Origin of the sequence: Mesorhizobium sp. SARCC-RB16n (assembly GCF_008520305.1) — a bacterium.
Taxonomy (GTDB): Bacteria; Pseudomonadota; Alphaproteobacteria; order Rhizobiales; family Rhizobiaceae; genus Mesorhizobium.
This window is the reverse complement of the sequence record NZ_ML703268.1, coordinates 1-17,025: the sequence shown is the minus strand read 5'-3', so window position 1 is coordinate 17,025 and position 17,025 is coordinate 1. Positions and strand designations below refer to the sequence as shown.

Sequence of the window (17,025 nt, the reverse complement as noted above, 5' to 3'; positions counted from 1 at the left end):
TCCAGGGAGAAAAAGAATGCCGCGTTTTTCAGCCAATCTGTCGATGCTCTTTGGCGAGCACGACTTCCTCGACCGCTTCGAAGCCGCCGCCCGTGCCGGCTTCAAGGGTGTCGAATATATCGGCCCTTATGATCACGCGCCCGATGTGGTCGCCGCCCGGCTGAAGAAGAACGGCCTGACGCAGGTGCTGTTCAACCTGCCGGCGGGAGACTGGGCCAAGGGTGAGCGCGGCATCGCCGTGCTACCGGATCGCGTGCCGGAATTCCGCCAGGGCATCGCAAAGGCGATCGCCTATGCGCAAGCGCTTGGCTGCGGGCAGGTCAACTGCCTCGCCGGCATCGCGCCGCAAGGCATTGCACGGGACGCGCTTGAAAATGTCTTCGCCGAAAACCTCGCCTTCGCGGCGGAGAAACTGGAACACGCCGGCATCAAGCTGTTGATCGAGCCGATCAACACGCGCGATATTCCTGGCTTCTTCCTGAACTATTCCGACCACGCGCTGGCGCTGATCGACCGCGTCGGTTCCAAGAACCTGTACCTGCAATACGACATCTACCACATGCAGATCATGGAGGGGGATCTCGCCCGTAAGATCGAGGCAAACCTCGGCCGCATCGCGCATATCCAGCTTGCGGACAATCCCGGCCGTCACGAGCCAGGGACGGGCGAGATCAACTATCCGTTCCTGTACGAGCATATCGACCGGATTGGTTACACCGGCTGGGTGGGGGCGGAATACAAGCCGAAGGCGGGGACTGAAGCCGGACTGGGGTGGTTCAGGGGGCTAGCCGGGCAGGGAAGTGCCGCGGCGTAGCGGGAATTTGCGCTACTGAACGCGGCCTGACAGAGACGGAGAGAAACAATGGAAACCATAGGCTTCATCGGCCTCGGCATCATGGGCGCGCCTATGGCGGGGCATCTGCTCGACGCCGGCTATACGGTCATCGCCAGTGACCATCGCTCGAATCCACCAGCCGATCTTGCCGCCAAGGGGCTGAAGACCGTCACCGGCCATGCCGCCGTCGCCAAGGCCGCCGACATCATCATCTTGATGGTTCCTGACACACCGCAGGTGGCCGATGTGCTGTTCGGCGACAACGGCGTCGCGTCCGGCCTGACCAAGGGCAAGCTGGTCATCGACATGAGCTCGATCTCGCCGATCGAGACCAAGGAATTCGCAAAAAGGATCAACGATCTCGGCTGCGACTATCTCGACGCGCCGGTTTCGGGCGGCGAAGTCGGCGCCAAGGCCGCATCCCTGACCATCATGGTCGGCGGCGACGAAAAGCCCTTCGAGCGCGCAAAGACCGTGTTCGAGAAGATGGGCAAGAACATCACGCTGGTCGGGCCGAATGGCGTCGGCCAGACCACCAAGGTCGCTAACCAGATCGTCGTCGCGCTCACCATTGAAGCCGTCGCCGAAGCGCTTGTTTTTGCATCGAAAGCCGGCGCTGACCCGGCCAAGGTCAGGCAGGCACTGATGGGCGGGCTGGCGGCCTCGCGCATTCTCGAAGTGCATGGCGAGCGCATGGTCAAGCGCACCTTCGCGCCGGGCTTCCGCATCGAACTGCACCAGAAGGATCTCAACCTGGCGCTGGAGGGTGCGAAGGCGCTCGGCGTGTCGCTGCCCAATACATCGACCACGCAGCAGCTGTTCAATTCCTGTGCGGCCAATGGCGGCGCGAACGAGGATCACTCTGCACTGGTCAGGGCACTGGAACGGATGGCGAATTTCGAGGTCGGCAAGGAGGCAAAAGAAATCAAAGGCAAAGCGGCATAGGTCGGAAGAGGGCGGCGCAACGTTCCCAAGCCGTCAACTTTTGACTTAACCCAGGAACGGGTTCCGGCAAGCGTCGCCGGGACCCGTTTTGATTCCTGCGGGAGGCTTGCCGCTTCCAGTCAGCCGCGCTTCAGAAATGCCCGCGCCGCGTAAAGGCTCACCGCCGCGGCGTTCGACACGTTGAGCGATCTGATCGCGCCGGGCATATCGAGCCTGGCCAGCGTCGTCACCGTCTCGCGCGTCTTCTGGCGCAGGCCCTTGCCTTCAGCTCCGAGCACCAGCGCGATCTTGTCGCCGGCAAAGCTTGTTTCGAGTTCAGCCGGTCCGTCCGAATCGAGCCCGATGGTCTGGAAGCCGGCCTCGTGCAACTGGCCCAGCGCATCGGCGAGGTTCTTCACCTCGATCTGATCGATGTGCTCAAGCGCGCCGGAGGCGGATTTTGCCAGCACGCCGGATTCCTGCGGGCTGTGGCGCGCGGTGGTGATCAAGGCGCCGGCGCCGAAGGCGACCGCCGAGCGCAGGATGGCGCCGACATTGTGCGGATCGGTGACCTGGTCGAGCACCAGCACCAGCCTTGTTTCGCCGAGTGCGTCGAGGCGCTTGGGTTTGAGCGGCTCCGCCTCGATCAGTACGCCCTGATGCACCGCGTCCGATCCGGTGACCTTGTCGATCTCCCTGGGTTCGACCAGGTCAGCCTTGAAGGACAGGGCGGCCAGATCGGTGATCTCGAGCCGTTCGGCGGCATTGCGCGTCACCAACATTTTTTTGATCCGGCGTCGCGGATTGTCGAGCGCGGCACGCACAGTGTGCAGGCCATAAAGGCGCACCATGCCATCCCCGGCGTTTTCACCTGGTGGCACGGGTTGGCGCGGCCTGAACGCCGGGGCGCCGCCGCTTTTCTCGTCGCGAAAGGCGCGGCGGAGCTTGGCGTAATGGGTGTCTTTCGGGGTGTTGGAATTGTTGCTCATGGCCGGCTTCTATAGCCGTCTCCTCCCGCCAAGGATATGCCCTGTCGCCGCAGCCGGCGAACAACATCGAAAAACCCTTCCTGCGCGGTTGACACCCACTGGCCTTGCCGCCATAAGGCGCTTCGCTGATTTCGGAGAAGACAACTCGGGTCCGGATCGGCGTGAATGGCTCCGGCGGCAGACTGGAGAGGTGCCCGAGTGGTTAAAGGGGACGGACTGTAAATCCGTTAGCTTAGCTTACGTTGGTTCGAATCCAACCCTCTCCACCACTGCCGGCCCGGAAGACCTGAAACGCGAAAAACTTCGGACCGAAAAGGTGCATGGCTTTTCAGGTGAATCCGGCACGTCAGTGCAAGAGCTGAAATAGCTCGTTAGCCGCAGCCTTAATGCGCCCGTCTGGATCACCCGAGGCGATCTTTCAGGAATTTGAAGCTCAAGGCCGATCACGTTGTCGTCTGGATGATCAATGTCAGCGTGCCATCACCATCAATGTTGGCGGCCACGACCTGCGAAGAGTTGAGCCCGTTCGCCCTCAGCGCCGTTGTTGCCTGAGGCGATGCATCGATGGAGTTCTGCAGCCGCAACAGATCTTCCGCACTGGTCTGGGTAATCACGGCTTCCGCCTGCGCTTTGATTTCCGCAGGTAGATCCTCGACGGCCACAATGGCAACATCGGTGAAACTCTGGTCAGCCGCCCCTTGCTCGGGCAGCGGTATCTGGTCCGACTGGGGCTCCAAGGGTGTCATCTGGGGAACAGGTGTCGTCTGAGGAACCTGCGGGTCGATGGCTTGCCCATAGAGTGGCTGCGTGACGACCGCTCCGGAAAGCACGGCAAGCATCATCAACATCCGCATCGTCGTTCCCGCTATTTTCTTCGAAACGTCGAAGACAACCCTTGTGCCGGGCGATGGTTCCGCACTCACGACAGCCGCCGCGCAATTTCAGTCGTTTCCGCTTGTACAATCGTTTTCCGCTTGCCGCATGAGCGGTTCGTACGGAATCGTACCATCGATTGATCTGCATCTTGGACCGGATCACAATAAAGCTGAGGGTGACCGCAGGCACCACTCCGTACGAAATCGACAATTGGCTCCTGTGTGAAATGCGCGATCATTGCAAAATGGGACGCCAATTGGACGACAAACTCGATTGCAAGGCTTGCGGGACGATCCAGATGGACATTCCCGACGACGCCAACGAGTCGACGCCAATTTATTGCAGCAATTGCGGTGCCTTCCTCGGCGAATGGGGTGAATTGCAGGACGATTTCTACCGCCAGGCCCGCGGCACCGAAGCATTTGACCTGCGTGACGGGACCATTGTCAAGAAATAGGATGCGATAAAGGCAACCTCCGGACCGCCGCGGGGTGCAAGGTCACTATGGACCGCTCCTCTGTCGGCAGAGGGCACCTGTTCGGCCGTCGGCTCAGTCTCGGTTAGCTGACGTCGATGATGCTTCGACATTGATGTTCGTCGCTTTCAGCGTCTCACCGAGCTTCATGTGGATCGTATCGGTTAAGGGATAGGCTCTGCCGCCTGCGCATTTATGATCCGGCCAGTGGGGCCGAATTCTCCGGTTTCGCGCTCTTGTCGAAGCACCGCCGTGCGATAATTCCCTTGAAGGCGTGGGCACTTCTCCCTTCACGACAGGAGCTGACCATGAAACATCAGACACTCGACCAACTGCAGGCCGTCGCCAGGATTGAATCCTCGGCGCCACATTCGGAAATGACACGAAATGAGCGCATCGCGCGATGGGCTGAACTTCTCGAGCAGAATCCCGAGCGATGCCTTGGCGCGTTTACAGGTACCGAACATATGCATCCGGAGGCGCGCGCCATGGCACGCGGTGAAGGGTCGGCAATTACTGTTGCCTTCGAAGACCCGGTGCTGCGTGCGTCGGGTCTAAGGGATGACACTTATGGCGAGGCCAAGCGCTTCTTCGAACTCAATGACTGGCAACTGCACGATATCGTTTGCGACTGTCACGTAGGCGCTACCATGAAAGCTCGGTGGGCTGCCGCTCGGGTCCGCGCGACAATTGGCGGCAACAGGTTTCTTGCGTGGTTGAGGCAAAGGATCATGTTCTGAGGCGCGCGGGGCGGCTTAGGTGAGGATCGTCACCTGTTCGCATCGCAGCCGCGCGCGGTGCGTCCCCACCTGACCCGTCTTGTCGGTCAGTCCCTGTGCTCGTGGCATAGCCGAACGGCTGCACGATTACTTCTCTGCGTTCTGCCGGCTACGGCGGCCACCGGCCACTCCATGCCGGTTCCGAAACGGCGCGGCTAAAGGAGTAACAGCATGCGCGTTTTGATGGTTTTCACGCTCCTGCTGGTCGCAATCGCAACTGCGCTCTCGCTTGCACATGCGTTGGAGCTACCGGGCAAAATGCGCCTGAAGGAGGCGACCTACAAGGCAGTACAGGCGATCTACTATCCCGGCTTCACGATCGGCGGTTTTGCTGAAATCGGAGGCGTTCTCGCGCTTGCCATCCTGCTCTATTTGACGCCTTCCGCAAGTACTCGTTTCTGGTGGACGCTGGCCTCGCTCTTCCTCCTGGCGGCGCAACACGCGACCTATTGGTTGGTCACGCATCCCGTCAATAATTTCTGGGTGCAGGATGTCGCCGTGTCGAGATCGGGCGTGGCGTTTTTCTCCATGTTCGCTCGGAAGCGAGATGGTGATTGGAAGGATTTCCGGAATATCTGGGAAATGTCGCACGTCGTCAGGGCAAGCTTTGCGATGTCGAGCCTGACCTCAATCGCCGTTGCGGCAACGTTTTTTGCGGATGGCTGATCGGGGCCTGCGCCCGAGCGACCAGACAAGCAACCAAATTCGCGGACCCTCGTTGTCGAACATCAGCCAGAGGAGGTTTCGATGAAGAAATCCTTGTCGCTTCTGGTGTTGGCTGCTGCTCTTGCGCTCGGGGCCTGTGATAACAGCACCGAACCGACGAAAGCCAACACCGACGCCATCAACAAGAATCCGCAGGTTGACCAGGATGCCAGACCCAAGTCGACGACTGGCGGCGACCAGCCGGCTGCAGCGCCGGAGAGTAAATGAACCCCGTCTCATCTTGCGATACGCCACTTCTGCGCATCGCCTATCTCGGCGGTGGGCGAGAAAACGGGACGCCCGTTGTCCTGCTGCATGGTTGGCCGGACGATGCAACCACTTACGCGCGCATTTCGCCGGTCCTTCACGAGGCTGGCTTTCGGACGTTTGCGCCGTGGTTGCGAGGTTTTGGACCGACATCGTTCCTGTTGAAAGAAACCATGCGATCCGGCGAGATTGCCGCAATGGCGCAGGATGTGCTGGACTTTGCCGACGCGCTTGGCCTCGGCCGCTTTGCGGTCGTCGGTCACGACTGGGGAGCACGGATATCCTACCTCCTGGCCTCGACCTTTCCCGATCGCATCAGTTGCTGTGCCGCGCTATCGCTTGGCTGGCAACCCGGCAAACCGGAAACGCCAGCGCCTGAACAGGCGAAAGCTTTTTGGTATCAATGGTTCATGGCAACGGCACGCGGCGCCGAGTTCGTGCGAAAGAACCGCAAGGAGTTTGCCAGATTCCAATGGGACAGCTGGAGCCCGTTGGGTTGGTTCGACGACGCCATTTTCGATGAAGTGGCTGCATCCTTCGACAACCCGGATTGGCCGGACGTGACGTTGCATTCCTATCGGGTTCGCTGGGGTGAGGCGGAACCCGATCCGCGCTACGCGGAACTGGCCCACCGGCAAACATCGGTCAAGATCATCACGGTACCGACCTTGACGCTTCATGGCGGCGACGACCGTGTTGTGCTGACCGCATCGTCGGAAGGGCTGGAGAAGCATTTCACCGCATCCTACGAACGAGTGGTCCTGGACGCGGTCGGACACTTCCCGACACGTGAGGCCCCACAAGAGGTTTCGCGGCTGTTGGCGAGCTTTCTCAACAGTTTTGCCAGCCGATAATCGCCTGGCTCGGCGGTCTATTCGGCTTCATCGCACAAGCTGGAACCTGACGCATCGCCGTGCATTTCGTCTCCACGGATCGAAACGCGGTCTCGCGATCAATCGATAGCCAGGGAGAATTCGGATGCAAACTTCAGTCGCAACTTCAGAACCCGACTTTCGCCCACTGACCATAGAGCCGTTTGTCGGGACCGTGACCGTGCGATTTTCCGACGCTGTGGTCGCAGCCACGGAGCACGCGAAGCTAGTCAGGGAAGAAGGACAGGAGCCGACGTTCTTTATCCCTTTCGAGGACATCTATTTCGACCTTTTCGAAAAGACCGACACCACGAGCAGCTCACCGCTCAAGGGGACCGCGAATTACTGGCGGGTCCATGCTGTCGGTAGCTCGGCCGACGACTTCATGTGGGCATACGAGACGCCCGATACGGCAGCGCTGGCCATTGCAGGTCATGGCACCTTCGATCCGCAAAAGGCGCGCATCGATGTCGACCCGGTGGAGGACAAACGGCACACCCCCCGTGTCATGGAATAGGACTGTCTTCGAACAACCGGCCTTCCGGCGGCATTTTGCTGGTTCCGTCCCGCTATTTCGGCTGGCGCCTGTCGGGTTTTGGAGACCGCAGCAGCAAGGCGAGGGGAACAAACAGTGCCGTCGCGATGGCGCAGTAGCGAAAAACGTCGATGTAGGCGAGCAGCGAAGCCTGGCGCGCGATCAACTGCCCAAGCCAGCCGACAGCTTGCTGCTTGGCTTGAAGCATGCCCGAGCCTTGCGCAACAAAGTGATCCGTCACCTGACGCAGCACCTGCTGATAGGCGGGCGACGACTGCGCGGTATGGCTGACAAGGTTCGATTGATGCAGCTGCGCGTTTTGAGCGATCACAGTGTTCGACAATGACACGCCGATGCTCCCACCGATGTTGCGGGCGACGTTGATCAGCGCCGACGCCTGGTTGGTCTTCTGCGGAGCGAGGCCGACATAGGCCGCTGTCGAAATGGGGATGAACAGGAAAGGCAGGCCGATCATCAGGAAGATGCGCGCGAAGGCAAAGAAGCGGAAGCTGGCGTCCGGGGTGAGCGACGTCATGTGCCACAGCGCGACCACGACAACGGACATGCCCATCATGATCAGATATTTGGGCTGCACGATACCGGCGGCAAATCCGGAGATCGGCATCAGCATCAGCATGGCGATGCCGCCGGGCATCATCGAGAGGCCCGACAGGGTGGCGGTATAATCGAAGGCGGTTTGTTGCAGCTGCGGCATCAACTGCGTTGTGCTGAACAACACCGCGCCGACAGCCATCATCACCAGGAACGACGTGCCGAACTGGCGGCTGAACAGCAGGCGTATATCGACGATCGGATCGCGGTGACGGAACTCCCATGGGATCAGCAGCAGGAACGAGATCGCCGAAATCACCGCAAAGGTCGTGATGAAACCCGATGCGAACCAGTCGTTTCGCTGACCCTCGTCAAGGAAGATTTCGAGGCAGCCAAGAGCGGTGGCGACTAGGATGAACCCGACCCAATCTATTCTGAGGCCGCCCTTCAGCCGCTCCTGACGTTCGCGCTCGATCACGTCCGGCTCGACGAGCAGCCACTGCACCAAGGCCAGCGACATGATGCCGAACGGCACATTGATGAAGAAGATCCAGTGCCAGGAGAAATGGTCCGTCAGCCAGCCGCCGATAGTCGGCCCGACTGTCGGTGCGACGATGACGGCGATGCCATAAAGGGCAAAAGCCTGGGAACGCTTTTCGGGCGGAAAGGTGTCGGCAAGGATGGATTGTTCGCTCGGCGCCATGCCGCCGCCGCCGAGGCCCTGCAGGATCCTGAAGAAAATGAGCATTTCCAGATTGGGCGCGAGGCCGCACAGCAGCGATGCGATGGTGAACGTTGCCACGCAAAGCATGTAGTAGCGCTTCCGCCCGATCACGCTGGCCAGCCAGCCGCTGACCGGGATGATCACCGAATTCGCGACCAGATAGGTAGTGATCACCCAGGTGCTCTCGTCCATCCCGGCAGCCAGGCTGCCGGCGATGTTGCGCAGGGCCACATTGGCGATCGAGGTGTCCAGTACCAGCATGAAGGTAGCGATGGAGACGACGATGGCGATCAGCCAAGGATTGCGCCCGCCGGCCGCTGACCGGCTTTCGCTTTGGCCGCTTGAAATTTCACCAGTCATCGCACCTTGACCGTCGGCACCACCGACAGGCCCGGACCCAGCAGCACGCCGGGCGGTTTGTCGAAGACGATCTTCACCGGCACGCGCTGCACCACCTTGACGAAGTTGCCGGTGGCGTTTTCGGCCGGCAGCAGGCTGAAGGCGGTGCCACTACCCGCCTGGATGCTGTCGACGCGGCCATGAAAAGATCTTTCCGGATAGGCGTCGATGTCGATGTCGACCGGCTGTCCCGGCCGCATCAGATCGAGCTGTGTTTCCTTGAAGTTGGCCTTCACCCAGACTTCGTCCGGAACAAACATCATCAGCACCTGGCCTGGCTGGGCATAGGTACCGTTGGCGACCGAAATGCTGGTTGCCCGCCCGGCGACCGGTGCGGTGATGGTCGTGCGGGACAGCGTGGTACTCGCCTGGTTCTGGCTGGCCTTGGCCTGATCGAGCTTGGCTTCGGCGCTCTTGGCCTGCGCCTGCAAAACAGCGACTTGGCTCTTGGCGGCAGCCACATTGGCTTGGGCGCTGTCGAGAGCAGCCTGGTCCTGGCGCAGCGTGGAAGTGGCTTGCTGAGCCTGCTGTTGGGTGGCCGTGCCCTTGGCCAGAAGTTCACGGTTGCGCTGATCCTCGGCTTTGGCGAAATCGAGCGCCGCCTGCGCTTGCGCCACCTGCTTTTCCGCCGCATCGATCTTTGCGTTTTGTGCTTCGATCTGGGCCCCGACGTCGACAATGTCGGCCTGCGCCGAGGCCACGCCAGCATCGGCCTGTCTGAGGCTGGCCCGATAGTCGCTGTCGTCGATGCGCAACAGGACGTCGCCCGCCTTGACCGGTTGATTGTCGGTCACCGCAAGGTCAGTGATCCGTCCTGCTATCTCGGCGCCGATGGTTACCGTGCGGGCATCGATAAAAGCGTCGTCGGTCGATTCATATTGCCGGGCATTCAGCCACCACATGACCAGTGCCACGGCGGCCAGGAGAAGCACGATCAGGATTGCAATGGCCACATAAGGATGCCGCCGGGGAAAGCCCAGGAGGCTGGGCTTTTGTTCGTCCGCGTCCTTGGCCCGCGTTTCGCGCTCCGGGGCGTTGGGCTGCGCCACATCGCCCGTGCGTTTTGGCGATGCATCCGATCCGGCCTTGCTCGAAGCGCCGCGCGCATTTTTGGTTTTGTCTAATTTTTCGGTCTCGGTTTTCGCGTCCACGGGGAGAACTTTCAAGCAAGGCGCCGACCGCTTAACGACCGATTCAACGACAGCTCTTCACAAAGGTTCCTGACGAACAGGCTCAGGGCATTCGCCTGGGACGGCAACCAAAGCCATTCAGCCGACGGCAAATCTGATCACCGCGATGAGGATCACGATGCCGACCAGCCCTGCGACGAAGATGATCCGGCGTGTGCGGGTTCGCAGTATGATCTCACCTTGCCGCGCCTGCTCAGCCGAAAAGACAGGGCCTTCGTCACCATTCAGATCGCTGCGCCGATCGCTCCGCTCATTGTTCATGATCGCCTCCTTCCTTGGACCTATCGAGGAAACCACGGCCCTGCGGGTGAAGTTCCGCATGGCCGCCCTGCAAAGAAACGATCACAGCGATGTGAGGAGGGAACTTTGCCCCCCACGAATAGTTTCGTCCGCTTGAGACTCCAGCCAGCCGGAAAGCCAGCCATGTCCAATTCCACAAGTCCCAGTGGCCTGAGCAGACGCACCTTCATGACGGGTTCTGTTACGGCGGCAGCCGCAATGCCTCTCATGGCCACCTCGCCAAAAGCCGCCGAGCTATCGCCTGCCAGAGCTGCCGAACCTCGCGACTTGTCAACGATTTCGCTTCGGATCAACAAGCAGGCCTACACTCTCGCACTTGACAATCGCACGAGCCTGCTTGACGCCTTACGTGACCATGTTGGCCTGACCGGCACCAAGAAGGGTTGCGACCACGGCCAGTGCGGCGCCTGCACCGTTCTTGTCGATGGCAAGCGGGTGCTCTCCTGCCTGAGCTTCGCCGTCATGAACCAGGGCCGCGAGATCACGACTGTCGAAGGCCTGGCTTCGGCCGACGGCGAACTGCATCCGGTGCAACAGGCGTTTGTCGACCATGATGCCTTTCAATGTGGCTATTGCACGCCGGGCCAGATCGTGTCCGCCATCGGTTGCATCGACGAAGGCCATGCCGGCTCGGAGGATGACATCCGCGAGTATATGAGCGGCAATCTGTGCCGGTGCGCGGCCTATCCGAACATCGTTGCGGCGATCATCCAGGCGCGCGACGAGATCAGGAGGGCCTAGGATGCGTCCCTTCCTCTATGAAAGACCAACGAGCGTCTCGGCGGCGATCGCGATGGCGTCTCGTCTCGACGCCAGGAATGTTGCGCCAACACAGGCCAAAACCCAGTTCATCGCCGGCGGCACCAATCTGGCCGACTACATGAAGCTGGGCGTCGCGCAGCCGGAGCGGCTGCTCGACCTTAACGAGCTTACTGAGCCTGCTTTGCGTCAGATCAAAACGGACGACGACACCATCCGTTTCGGTGCACTGGTTCGCATGGGTGAGGCAGCCGATAACAATGACGTCAGGCGCCGCTGCCCGCTCCTTGCCGACAGTCTGAAATTCGCCGCCAGCGGCCAGCTTCGCAATATGGCCAGCCTTGCCGGCAATGTGCTGCAGCGAACGCGGTGCGAGTATTTTCGCGAAACCTCCTGGCCGTGCAACAAGCGGGAGCCCGGCTCCGGCTGTGCAGCGATGCAAGGGGTAAACCGTCAGCATGCCGTGCTCGGCACCAGTGATGCCTGCATAGCCACATATCACGGTGATTTTGCGCAGGCCCTGATCGCGCTCGATGCGGTCGTCGAAGTGGAGGGGCAGCGTGGCCCGCGCAAGATCCCGTTCGCCAGCCTGCACCGGCTTCCCGGCGACACGCCCAACATAGAGACGGATCTGGCCGCCGATGAAGTCATCGTCGCCATCGAGGTTCCGCTTGACCCATGGAGCCGTCGCTCGCGCTACCTGAAGATACGCGATCGCGAATCCTACGCTTTTGCGCTGGCCTCGGCGGCGGTGGCGCTGGAAATGGATGGAAACACTGTCAGGCAAGCGCGCATAGCGCTGGGCGGAGTCGCGACGGTGCCGTGGCGCGCGAGGGCGGCGGAGGATGCGCTACGTGGCAATGTCCTCGACGACAAGATCGCAGCAGCTGCGGCCGAAGCCGCATTCGCTGATGCCAGGCCACGAGAACACAACGCATTCAAGATACCGCTCGGAAAGCGCACGCTGGTGCGAGCGCTGCTCGAAACCCGTGACATGAAGGTCTGAGCCATGAATCAAGCCGCGCCAGTTCCAAAAGAAAACCAGGGTGAACCGGTCGTCCGCATCGACGGCAGGCTGAAGGTTACCGGACAGGCAAGCTATCCGGCCGACATCGCCACAGCGAATGTCGCTTATGGCGTTCTTGCCACGAGCAGCATCGCTCGGGGCAAGGTTTCCAAAGTCCATACGGAGGAAGCCAGGGCCGTGCCCGGAGTGCTGGACATCGTGACCTATGGCGACATGGACGAGACAGACACGCCGAAATTTGGCAACACCGGTGCAAGCTCCATCGGCCCCCTGCACGACAAGACAATTTTCCACGAGGGCCAGATCATCGCTTTGGTCGTTGCCGAGACATTCGAGGCGGCGGAGGAAGCGTCGATGTTGATCCGCGCCGACTACGAAGACGAACCGCCCAGCGCCAGCTTCGATTCCAAAGGCGTGAAGGTGGAACCGGCGGCCGGCAAAAGCCCGATGTTGCAGGAGGATGTCAAAGCTGGCGACTTCGATGCTGCCTATGCATCCGCTGCCGTCAAGATCGACCAAAAATACTCGACGCCGACCCAGCATCACAATCCGATCGAACTGTTTTCGACCACGGCGATGTGGCAAGGCCATCAACTCACCATCCATGAGCCCAGCCAGAATGTCACCGGTTGGAAAATCGAACTTGCCCGGCAGTTGAAGATCGATCCTGCTAATGTGCGGATTGTCAGCCCTTACGTTGGGGGCGCGTTCGGTTCCAAGGGACCGATGACAGCTCGCACTGCAATTGTCGCGGTTGCCGCGCGTCGTGTTGGACGGCCGGTACGCTGTGTGGTCAGCCGCATGCAGGCTTTCAACACCCAGACCTATCGCGCCGAGACCAGGCATCGAATCCGCATCGGCGCCGGCAAGGACGGCCGCATCACGGCGTTCGGACACGAGGGCTGGGAGGTGACGTCACGCCCTGACCCTTATGTCGTCGGCGGCACGTCGGCCACCGGCCGCATGTACAATTACGGTTCCGTGCTCACTCACGTTTCTATCGTCCATGCCGATCGCAACACACCGGGCTACATGCGCTCGCCGCCGGAGACGCCGTACGTCTACGCGCTCGAGAACGCCATGGACGAAATGGCTGTGGCGCTCGGCATGGATCCCGTCGAGTTTCGGCGCATAAACGAGCCTGAAAAAGAGCCTATCGGTGGCAAGCCGTTCTCCAGCCGCTCGCTGGTCAAATGCTACGACCAGGCCGCGGAGGCCTTTGGCTGGTCGAAGCGTGATGCAGCGGTCGGGTCGATGCGCGATGGCGACTGGCTGGTCGGTATGGGATGTGCGACGGCAATCTATCCCACGGCCAGCGCGCCATGCGCGGCCCGAGTTCGCCTTACCTCTGATGGACAAGTTCGCGTTCAGTGCGGCTCGCATGAGATCGGCACCGGTGTGCGCACCGTCGCCGGGCAGATGGCCGCCGAACGTCTGGGGATAGGAATGGACAAGGTCAGCGTCGAGATGGGCGACAGCGCTCTGCCGCCGGCGCCGGTCTCGGGCGGCTCGATTTCGACCGCGAGCGTCTGCTCGGCGGTTCTGAAGGCCTGTGACGCGGTGCGCGCGAAACTTTTTGCGGCAGCCGTCGCTCGAGATGGGCCGTTGGCTGGCTCCGGCAATGCCAAGCTGGACATGGAGCAGGAGAAGATCGTGGCAAGCGGCGGCAAATCCGCCAAGCTGTCGGATGTCTTCAAGGTGATGCAGGTTGGCGCGATAGAAGAATATGCCGAGTTTGCGCCAAAGGGTTCGACGCCGGAAGCACTGAAGAAACTCTATGCCGGGCAGGCGGAATTCCACGGCGGCGATCAGGACAAGGACTCCGTGAAATATGCCTTTGGCGCTGAATTCGTCGAAGTGCGCATCAACAGCTATACGCGCGAAATCCGGGTGCCGCGCATCGTCGGTGCCTTTGCCGCCGGACGCATCATGAACACGCGCACCGCGCGCAGCCAACTGATGGGCGGCATGATCTGGGGTATCGGCCAAGCCCTTCACGAGGCGACGGAAATCGACCGACGCAACGCCCGCTATGTCAATCGTGACCTGCAAGATTATCTGGTGCCGGTCAACGCCGATATCAAACAGGTCGACGTCATCCTTGTTCCCGAGGTCGACCTCGACGTCAATCCAGCGGGCGTCAAAGGCTTGGGGGAGCTTGGCAATGTCGGGACTGCGGCGGCCGTGGCGAGCGCCGTGTACCATGCCACCGGCAAACGCATTCGAGATTTGCCGATCAGGATAGACAATTTGATAAGCTGACGATCAACGGGCGCGACAGAACTGGTCGAGCGGGCTCATGCCCCACATTGTCCTTCTCGGTCGGTGGATTAAATTCGGCGCTTAACCTGGCGACCGCTGCGGACAAGACCATTTTGTTCATGCAATTGACCATTGAAGGTGTCTAACCGCGTTTCGCCATGGCGGCGGCAAGAGAGGCTTCTTGACCTTCGGAACCTTGTCGAATAGCTAGGGCGTGCGTGCGCGGGTATGGTGAAATGGTATCACATGAGCCTTCCAAGCTCTTGGTGCGGGTTCGATTCCCGCTACCCGCTCCAGATTTTCAGCTACACGTTGGCAAGGTGAAGCGCTGCGCGGCAGGCGCGCAGCGCTTCAGGCATTGGCGTGCGCCGCGCTAGCTGTTGAACGCGGACGCGACCTGGTGCTGCTGCGGCACCTGGCCATTCGGCGTCAGCTTGTCGACGATGCCGGGCAAGGCAGCCGATAGCTGCTTGAGCAGTTCCTGCTCGTCGAGCCCTGTCCGTTGGGCGATCTCTCGAACGACCTGCGGTCCGATCGCGTTGCCCAGCTCATTGGCGTTGATCGACTGGTTCTGCCCCGTTCCGACCCAGGAGTCGGCGACATTGCCATGGCCGGCATTCTTGAGCTTGTCGAGCAGGCCGCCCAGTCCGCCGAGCAGGCCGCCATCATCGGACGCGGTTCCGACGGGTGTGGGATCGGCCGGCGCGGGAGCTTGAGGCGGGTCCGGCTGTTCGGCACTTCTGCCGCTCAGCATCTTTCCGACCAGCAGCGCACCGAGCGCGATCATCAGCGGTTTGGTGATGTTGCCGCCGGGAACGGCGTTGTCAAAAAGTCCCATAGTGGATCCTCCATTTCAACCAAGCCCAGCCCGTCGTCAACAATGGCGCATTCGGGCGGAATTTCAAGCTGACTTGTGGTTTTGACATTCATATGAAAATGTCCGGTTGGCGGAGGGATGGAGAGGAAAAAATGGGTATCATCAGCTGGATCATTCTCGGCGTCATCGCCGGCTTCATAGGCAGCAAAATCGTCAACAAGACCGGTCAGGGCATGATCATGGATATCGTGCTTGGCATTGTCGGTGCCATCGTCGGCGGCCTGATCTTCAGCGCCTTCGGTGCTTCGGGCGTCACCGGCCTCAACATCTACAGCTTGATCGTCGCCGTGGTCGGCGCGGTCGTTGTCCTGTGGGCCTACCATCAGTTCAGCGGCAAGCGGACCATCTAGACCTGATCGGCAGATTACCAGCTCTGCCGAATCCTGAATTGCTACAATCCGCCGTCGGTGCTGCCGTGCACTCACGGCGTCGGCATCTATGATGCCGGTGCGCCGCCGCGGATCAGGCGACCACGGCCAGCCGACGCTTGCGCTGGTCCAGCGAAACGATGGTCAGCCCGCTGCAGACGACCAGCAGGATGCCGCATACCGCCAGTGCATTGGGAAATTGCCCGAACACCAGCAGGCCTGAAATGACGGCCCAGACCGTGAAGCAGTAGTAGAACGGCGCCACCGCTCCGGTTGGCCCGACGCGATAGGCCATGAAGATGAAGAAGTGGCCGAAGATCAGGAAGAAACCGGCTCCCGCCATCAGCAAAAGGTGATGCGCCTCCGGCGCCACCCAGCGCTCGGATACCAGGTGCGCGGCGCCGGCACCGATCAGGACCACGACGACAGCTGAAATCGCCACGATCATTCCTGGCACTTCGGCGGTGATCTTGCGGCCGGCCAGATCGCGGGCGGCGGCGAATGTCGCGTTGCCGAGCGCCAGCACGGCGTAGACCGAAATGCCTTGCATGGTCGGCTGCGCCACCATCAGCGCGCCGATGAAGCCGAGCCCGATCAGCGCCATGCGCTGGCCGCCGATACGCTCGCCAAACAGGATCGAGGATCCGACCAGCATCAGGAGCGGCGTGATCTGCCCCAGCGCGGTGGAATCGGCGATCTGCATGTTGGCGAGCGCGACGACGTAACACAGGATCGCCGCCAGTTCGAGCAGGTTCCTGCGCAGCACCCGCTTGTCGAAGATCAGCCGGACCTGCTTGCCGTAGCCGAGCGCAAACAACAGCGGAAAGCCCCACAGCGCTGCCGCGGCACCACGCAGGAAGAGCACTTCGTAGGAGGGCAGGCCGGCAGTGGCGAGCTTCATCATCGTGTCGTTGACCAGGTACGACCCGGTCGAGACGATCATGAACAGCGGGCCGCGAATGGCAGTCGGGATGAAATGCATCGGCGCAGGAAATCAGACCCGGATCGCCGCCGCAATGGGCCATGGACCGCCGGCAAATCCGACAGTGGCGGATGCGCTGGCTTGCGGAATCCTGCCGTTGTTCCGTCGGGCCTTTCCCCATTCCATTTTCAGCGGCGGGTCCCTATATCAGCGCCATATCCCCGCAATCGGATCATGGGTTCTGGCCGAGTGAGATGGCGCTTGGGCAAAAGACGCTTGTGTTTTTTGGCCTTTCTCGCTAATCGCCCCGCATTCGACTGAACTGAAGGTCCAGGCCGTCCAAGGAAAGAGACTATGGCAAAAGGTAAATTCGAGCGCACTAAGCCTC

20 protein-coding genes and 2 tRNA genes are annotated in these 17,025 nt (G+C 60.9%); 14 read left to right on the top strand and 8 right to left on the bottom strand.

Annotation, left to right across the window (positions count from 1 at the left end):
- Positions 1–16 precede the first annotated feature (16 nt).
- Both otnI and C7I87_RS14990 read left to right on the top strand, forming a co-directional pair.
- Positions 17–814: a 2-oxo-tetronate isomerase gene (gene otnI, locus C7I87_RS14995; protein WP_149904946.1), complete on the top strand. Its 798-nt coding sequence runs from the start codon at positions 17–19 to the stop codon at positions 812–814.
- 48 nt (positions 815–862) lie between these two features.
- Positions 863–1,780 (top strand): 2-hydroxy-3-oxopropionate reductase, encoded by a 918-nt coding sequence (locus C7I87_RS14990; protein ID WP_149904945.1) that lies wholly within the window; start codon positions 863–865, stop codon positions 1,778–1,780.
- A 119-nt stretch (positions 1,781–1,899) separates the two neighbouring features.
- Here C7I87_RS14990 and C7I87_RS14985 read toward each other — a convergent pair whose 3' ends face one another.
- Positions 1,900–2,748 carry a TrmH family RNA methyltransferase gene (locus tag C7I87_RS14985; protein ID WP_149904944.1) on the bottom strand — a complete coding sequence of 283 codons (849 nt, stop codon included), beginning with the start codon at positions 2,746–2,748 and terminating at the stop codon, positions 1,900–1,902.
- A 184-nt stretch (positions 2,749–2,932) separates the two neighbouring features.
- On the opposite strand from C7I87_RS14985, the gene C7I87_RS14980 reads away from it, so the two are divergent.
- Positions 2,933–3,017: transfer RNA gene (locus C7I87_RS14980), tRNA-Tyr, on the top strand.
- A gap of 174 nt (positions 3,018–3,191) precedes the next feature.
- Here the strand turns inward: C7I87_RS14980 and C7I87_RS14975 are convergent.
- Entirely contained in the window at positions 3,192–3,671 is a 480-nt protein-coding gene (locus tag C7I87_RS14975; protein WP_246696284.1) for a hypothetical protein, read from the bottom strand.
- Positions 3,672–3,880: 209 nt separating this feature from the next.
- On the opposite strand from C7I87_RS14975, the gene C7I87_RS14970 reads away from it, so the two are divergent.
- The 6 genes from C7I87_RS14970 to C7I87_RS14945 all read left to right on the top strand — a co-directional run bounded on the left by C7I87_RS14970 (position 3,881) and on the right by C7I87_RS14945 (position 7,239).
- On the top strand, positions 3,881–4,081 hold the full coding sequence (locus C7I87_RS14970) for a hypothetical protein (RefSeq protein WP_188393875.1): 201 nt from the start codon (positions 3,881–3,883) through the stop codon (positions 4,079–4,081).
- A 326-nt stretch (positions 4,082–4,407) separates the two neighbouring features.
- A complete protein-coding gene (locus C7I87_RS14965; protein WP_149904943.1) occupies positions 4,408–4,839 on the top strand; it encodes a hypothetical protein in 432 nt (143 codons plus the stop codon).
- 210 nt (positions 4,840–5,049) lie between these two features.
- Positions 5,050–5,544: a DUF1772 domain-containing protein gene (locus C7I87_RS14960; protein WP_149904942.1), complete on the top strand. Its 495-nt coding sequence runs from the start codon at positions 5,050–5,052 to the stop codon at positions 5,542–5,544.
- 81 nt (positions 5,545–5,625) lie between these two features.
- A complete protein-coding gene (locus C7I87_RS14955; RefSeq protein ID WP_149904941.1) occupies positions 5,626–5,811 on the top strand; it encodes a hypothetical protein in 186 nt (61 codons plus the stop codon).
- Positions 5,808–6,704: an alpha/beta fold hydrolase gene (locus C7I87_RS14950; protein WP_149904940.1), complete on the top strand. Its 897-nt coding sequence runs from the start codon at positions 5,808–5,810 to the stop codon at positions 6,702–6,704. The genes C7I87_RS14955 and C7I87_RS14950 overlap by 4 nt, the downstream gene beginning before the upstream one ends.
- Positions 6,705–6,828: 124 nt before the next feature.
- Positions 6,829–7,239, top strand: coding sequence for a DUF427 domain-containing protein (locus C7I87_RS14945; RefSeq protein ID WP_149904939.1), 411 nt, complete (start codon positions 6,829–6,831; stop codon positions 7,237–7,239).
- Positions 7,240–7,291: 52 nt separating this feature from the next.
- Here the strand turns inward: C7I87_RS14945 and C7I87_RS14940 are convergent, their stop codons facing one another.
- The 3 genes from C7I87_RS14940 to C7I87_RS14930 all read right to left on the bottom strand — a co-directional run bounded on the left by C7I87_RS14940 (position 7,292) and on the right by C7I87_RS14930 (position 10,383).
- Positions 7,292–8,893, bottom strand: coding sequence for a DHA2 family efflux MFS transporter permease subunit (locus C7I87_RS14940; RefSeq protein ID WP_149904938.1), 1,602 nt, complete (start codon positions 8,891–8,893; stop codon positions 7,292–7,294).
- Positions 8,890–9,885, bottom strand: a complete 996-nt coding sequence (locus C7I87_RS14935; protein ID WP_246696283.1) for an HlyD family secretion protein — start codon at positions 9,883–9,885, stop codon at positions 8,890–8,892. Before C7I87_RS14935 ends, C7I87_RS14940 begins: the two co-directional genes overlap by 4 nt.
- 315 nt (positions 9,886–10,200) lie before the next feature.
- Complete coding sequence (locus C7I87_RS14930; RefSeq protein ID WP_149904936.1) at positions 10,201–10,383, bottom strand: hypothetical protein; 183 nt, start codon at positions 10,381–10,383, stop codon at positions 10,201–10,203.
- A gap of 162 nt (positions 10,384–10,545) precedes the next feature.
- Between C7I87_RS14930 and C7I87_RS14925 the strand changes: the two genes are divergently transcribed.
- The 4 genes from C7I87_RS14925 to C7I87_RS14910 all read left to right on the top strand — a co-directional run bounded on the left by C7I87_RS14925 (position 10,546) and on the right by C7I87_RS14910 (position 14,766).
- A complete protein-coding gene (locus C7I87_RS14925; protein ID WP_149904935.1) occupies positions 10,546–11,163 on the top strand; it encodes a (2Fe-2S)-binding protein in 618 nt (205 codons plus the stop codon).
- A gap of 1 nt (position 11,164) precedes the next feature.
- A complete protein-coding gene (locus tag C7I87_RS14920; protein ID WP_149904934.1) occupies positions 11,165–12,187 on the top strand; it encodes an FAD binding domain-containing protein in 1,023 nt (340 codons plus the stop codon).
- 3 nt (positions 12,188–12,190) lie between these two features.
- Positions 12,191–14,470, top strand: coding sequence for a xanthine dehydrogenase family protein molybdopterin-binding subunit (locus C7I87_RS14915; RefSeq protein WP_149904933.1), 2,280 nt, complete (start codon positions 12,191–12,193; stop codon positions 14,468–14,470).
- A gap of 222 nt (positions 14,471–14,692) precedes the next feature.
- Positions 14,693–14,766 (top strand) — tRNA-Gly (locus C7I87_RS14910).
- 77 nt (positions 14,767–14,843) lie between these two features.
- Here the strand turns inward: C7I87_RS14910 and C7I87_RS14905 are convergent.
- A complete protein-coding gene (locus tag C7I87_RS14905; RefSeq protein WP_149904932.1) occupies positions 14,844–15,308 on the bottom strand; it encodes a YidB family protein in 465 nt (154 codons plus the stop codon).
- 131 nt (positions 15,309–15,439) lie between these two features.
- Here C7I87_RS14905 and C7I87_RS14900 point away from each other — a divergent pair, with 131 nt between their 5' ends.
- Entirely contained in the window at positions 15,440–15,697 is a 258-nt protein-coding gene (locus C7I87_RS14900; protein WP_127279958.1) for a GlsB/YeaQ/YmgE family stress response membrane protein, read from the top strand.
- A gap of 112 nt (positions 15,698–15,809) precedes the next feature.
- Here the strand turns inward: C7I87_RS14900 and C7I87_RS14895 are convergent, their stop codons facing one another.
- Positions 15,810–16,697, bottom strand: a complete 888-nt coding sequence (locus C7I87_RS14895) for a DMT family transporter (protein ID WP_149904931.1) — start codon at positions 16,695–16,697, stop codon at positions 15,810–15,812.
- Positions 16,698–16,844: 147 nt separating this feature from the next.
- Positions 16,845–17,025: hypothetical protein (locus C7I87_RS35590; RefSeq protein WP_210250636.1), on the bottom strand; the 181-nt coding region annotated here is incomplete at its 5' end.